Annotated in this window: 4 protein-coding genes; all 4 read right to left on the minus strand. The window is 76.0% G+C overall.

The window, feature by feature from the left end; all coding sequences use genetic code 11:
• Positions 1-409: FHA domain-containing protein (locus IT40_RS25845; protein WP_036761299.1), on the minus strand; the 409-nt coding region annotated here is incomplete at its 3' end.
• Entirely contained in the window at positions 409-1,446 is a 1,038-nt protein-coding gene (gene tssG / locus IT40_RS25850) for a type VI secretion system baseplate subunit TssG (protein ID WP_036761302.1), read from the minus strand. The genes IT40_RS25845 and tssG, both read right to left, overlap by 1 nt.
• Positions 1,410-3,272, minus strand: a complete 1,863-nt coding sequence (tssF, locus tag IT40_RS25855) for a type VI secretion system baseplate subunit TssF (RefSeq protein WP_036761304.1) — start codon at positions 3,270-3,272, stop codon at positions 1,410-1,412. Before tssF ends, tssG begins: the two co-directional genes overlap by 37 nt.
• Positions 3,272-4,005 (minus strand): type VI secretion system baseplate subunit TssE (locus tag IT40_RS25860; RefSeq protein ID WP_036761307.1); only part of this gene is annotated, 734 nt, incomplete at its 5' end. The genes tssF and IT40_RS25860, both read right to left, overlap by 1 nt.

A 4,005-nucleotide genomic window follows, 5' to 3' on the forward strand; every position in this document is an offset into this window, starting at 1 on the left:
GGGGGGGGGGGGGGGGCGGGGGGGGGGGGGGGGGGAGGAGGGGGGACGCGCAGGGCCGGGGCGGGGGGGGCGCCGCCGTGCCCCCCCCCGCCACGGCCTCGACGGCCACGCCCAGCGTCACGTCGCCCAGCCGCAGCCGCATCCCGTCGCACAGCGCGGCGCTGCGGCCCGGTCCCAGCGGCTCGGCCGCCGCGTCGATGAACAGCCCGCCCGAGCTGGTATCGGTGACGGTCCAGCCCTCGGCCGTGGCCTCGACGATGCAATGGCGGCGCGAGACGAACATCTCGGGGTCGTCGATCTGCCAGTCGCAGCCCGGCTCGCGCCCCAGCACCGCCCGGCCGCCCTCCAGCCGCAGCTCGGGCCGGGGCTGGGGAACGGGGCTTGTGAGGACGGTGAGGCGCAGGGTCATCAGGCGGCCTGCCTTTCGTCCAGCGGCAGGCGCAGGTCGTCGCGGTCCCGCGCGGCGCCGTCGCCCAGCCAGCCGGTCCGCCCCAGCGCCATGCCCGCGCCCAGCCGGGGCGGCGGCACCTGGGGCGCGGCCAGCACCAGCCGCAGGTCGAAGCCGATCTCTTCGCCCATGGCAAAGCGCAGCAGGCGGCGCAGCGCTGCCCGTTCCGGGCCGTCCTCGGCCAGCCGGCGGTATTGCGCAAGGCCCAGCGGGCCGACGGTGATCTCGGCCCGCGCCTGCGGCTGGTAGACCCGCGGACCCAGCATCGCGCCCCGGCCCAGCCCGGCATGGGCGCGGCCAAGGCGGCTGGCCAGGGCGGCGGGGATGTCCTGCCAATAGGGCACGAACTCGGCCACCCGCACCGGCGCGTCCAGCAGGTCCGACAGCAGCGCCGCCAGCGTCTCGGGGCTGCGGACCTGGCTGGCCAGCCCGGTGGCGTGGCGCAGGACCGGCGCAGGATCGTCGAGCGCTTCGGCGATGCCGGGCAGGCCGAGGCCCGCCAGCGCCGCGATCATTGCCGCCAGCCGGCCCTCGCGCCCGTGGTCGGCGGCGATGGCGGGCTGCGCCTCGGCAAAGGCGCGGTAGTAAAGCGCCATCATCCGGTGCTGCAGCAGGTTGCAGAACTCCAGGAAGGCGCGATCCGCCCCCGGTTCCGGCAGGGCGGAGCCGGCGAACCAGCGTTCGGACATGCGTTCCAGCATGCGCCGGCTAAGGTGCAGCGGCATCGGGCCTTCGGGGCCGAACAGCCCGGTGATCTCCAGCGCGATGCGGGCGGGGCCGTCGCCCTCGGCGGGGCTGAAGCGCGCGACCTCGCAGGCGGCGGGGCCCAGCCGGATCTCTTGCCCCAGCCGCGCGGGCTCCTGTTCCGGGCCGCCGGCATGGCCAAAGCGGCGGCCGGGCGATTCCAGCCGGCGCATCAGCGCGAAGGCCTCGATGCCGGGGGGCGGAGGGGGTTCCGGCGTCAGATCCGGGGGCGCAGGCCGGGCCGCATCGGCCATGACATCTCCTCCTGTTTCTGCACAAGGCGGGTGCGGGTGCGCACGAAGCTGTTGACCGAGGCGTGGCGCGCGAACAGCCGGTCCAGCAGCGCCGGCAAAAGCAGCCGGCTGGCCCCGGCCAGCGGCGCCTCGTCGATTTCCAGCGTGATCTCGGTGCCGCGGCCGAAGGCCAGCGGGCCGGGCAGGTCCAGCCGCTCGATCACCGGGCGGCTGGCGACGGCGGCGACGGCGCGGGCGTGGCGGGCCAGCCGCGGATCGCCGCGGTCGGCGTAAAGCGCCAGCAGCGCGCAAAGCGGCGCGCCGTCGCGCCCGGCCTCGGCCAGCGACAGATGGCCAGAGGCAAGCTGCGCCACCAGCCGCCAGGTCAGCTCGTCCAGCCCCGCCGCGCCGCTTTGTCCGGCCATCGGCGGCGCGCCCGCCAGCGCCGGTTGCGGCCGGCGCATCGGGCCGACCAGATCCACCCGCATCACCGGCTCGCCGCCCTCGGGCGTCAGCCGCGGCGTGTCGTCCAGGATCGGCAGGTCGCGATTGGTGCAAAGCGCGCGGATGTCCAGCCGGCGCGGCATCCAGTCCCCGGCGCGCGAGACCGAGATCCACAGGTCGTGCCCGGCATGGGAACTGCGCATCTGGCCGCGCCGGATCTCGTCGGTGGCCGGCCGGCGGGGGCGGCGCTCGGCCCACCAGAGCGGGCCGGGATGGCGCGGCGCCTCGGGGGCATGGGCGGGGCAGAGCAGCCCGTCCGCGCCCTCGCGGTCGGCATCGGCGACGCGGACCAGGCGATAGACCTCGAAGTCGCGGGTGCGGGCGCGGTCGGGGTGGACCGGATGCGCCGTGGCCCGCGCGTCGAGTTCGACGAAATTGCATTCCTTCTCGAACAGGTTGACCAGCGGCACGGCGAAGAGCCGGAAATCGTCGCGGCCCAGCCCCTCCAGCAGCGGCTCGGGGCGGGAAAGCGGCACGGCAAGCTCCAGCGCCACGCCTTCGCCGCATTGCCGGGCGGCGGGGGCGAGCCCCTCCAGCCGCAGATAGTGAAAGCGTTCCGGCATCAGGAAATAGTCGCGCAGCAGCCGGAACCCCTCGAAGCTGGGGCGCAGGCGGGGGGTCAGCCCCTCGTCGTCGCCGGTGCCCACCAGGCCGGGCCGGCCGAGGGAAAGCGCCTGCGCACCCGGCCGGGCGGGACGGGCCAGCGCGCCCAGGCCGCTGCCGAAGATGGCGTCGAACAGCGCCCCCGCCCGCGCGCTGCCGGCAAAGCACAGGTCGAGCCTATCCAGCGCCAAGGCTGACAGCGCGGCCGGTCCCGTCGCGTGCAGGCCGATGCGGATGCCCGCCTCGGCCCCCGGCGCGGCAAGGCCGGCGGCGGCCAGCGCGCCGCGGTCGGGCAGGTAATCGGCCGCCCCCAGTGCCAGCGGCCAGAGCGTGACCGCCTGCGCAGTGGCATAGGTGGCGCGGGTGGCCAGACCTTCGCGCACAGCGGCGATGAAGCGGCTGCCGCGCGGCACCGGATGCCCGCCCGCCATGGCCTGCACCTGCGGGCCGGGCTGCAGCACGCCGATGCCCATGGCCGGCCCCGGCGCGGCCAGGTCGGGCCAAAGCGCATCCAGCACCCCGGCGGCGAAACGCTGGCCCTCGGCCTCGACCTTCATCCGCGTGCGGGCGGCCAGGAAGGCCACGCCCTCCAGCAGCCGCTCGACATAAGGGTCGGGGCAGGGCACGGCGTCCAGCGACAGGTTGCGTGCCACGTTGGGATGCAGGGCGGCGAATTCGCCGGCCAGCACGCGGATATGGTCCAGTTCGGCCTCGTAGGCGGCAAGGAAGGCGCGGTCCATCAGCCCTCCTCCAGCACCGTGGCGGCGGCGCCCGTGTCAAGGTCGATGGTGGTCAGCAGCCGCAGCCGTTCGGGCGCGGGGGCCATCAGCAACAGCCCCTCGATGCGCACGCGCAGGCCGGTGCGGGTGCCGGGCTGGACGGTGACGCGGATGGTGTCGCGGCGCAGGCGCGGCTCGAACACCGCCAGCACCTCGCGCAATTCGCGCGCCAGCGCCTCGTGGTCGAAATCGCCCGCGCGCCGCCCGGCAAAGGCGGGCACGCCGTAATTCAGCACCGAGGCGCGGACATGGGGGAAATCGGCCAGCATCTCGGCCGGATCCTCGGCGCCGCCGGCGATGCCGGGGGGTGCGGCGCGGCGCTCGGCCGGGGTCAGCAGATAGCGCACTTCCAGCCGCTCGATGCCGAACAGATCCTCGATGTCGCGACGCACCGCCTCGCGCAGCACCTCGGGCGTGACCAGGATGCCGCGTTCCTGCAGGGCGGCGCGGCGGGCCTGCAATTGCGCCAGCGCCGCCAGGTCGCGCGCCTGGTCGGGGTCGAGCCCATCCCGCCCCTCGCCCGCAAGCAGCGCCGCCAGCCGGGCGGGGCCGTGGCGGGCGGCCAGCGCCGCCTCGCGCCGGGCGAGCTCGGCCGTCATGGCGGGCAGGTCGTCGATCAGCCGGTCCCACAGGCTCGGCTGCACCTCCTCGCGCCGCGCCTGGAGGGGCGTGGCGGTGCGGGGGCGGTCGGGGG

The sequence above is a fragment of the Paracoccus versutus genome, from assembly GCF_000763885.1.
Taxonomy (GTDB): Bacteria; Pseudomonadota; Alphaproteobacteria; order Rhodobacterales; family Rhodobacteraceae; genus Paracoccus; species Paracoccus versutus.

Coding starts and splice junctions, on each gene's coding strand:
- tssF (WP_036761304.1), bottom strand. CDS start 3,272: ATGGACCGCGCCTTCCTTGCCGCCTACGAGGCCGAACTGGACCATATC.
- tssG (WP_036761302.1), bottom strand. CDS start 1,446: ATGGCCGATGCGGCCCGGCCTGCGCCCCCGGATCTGACGCCGGAACCC.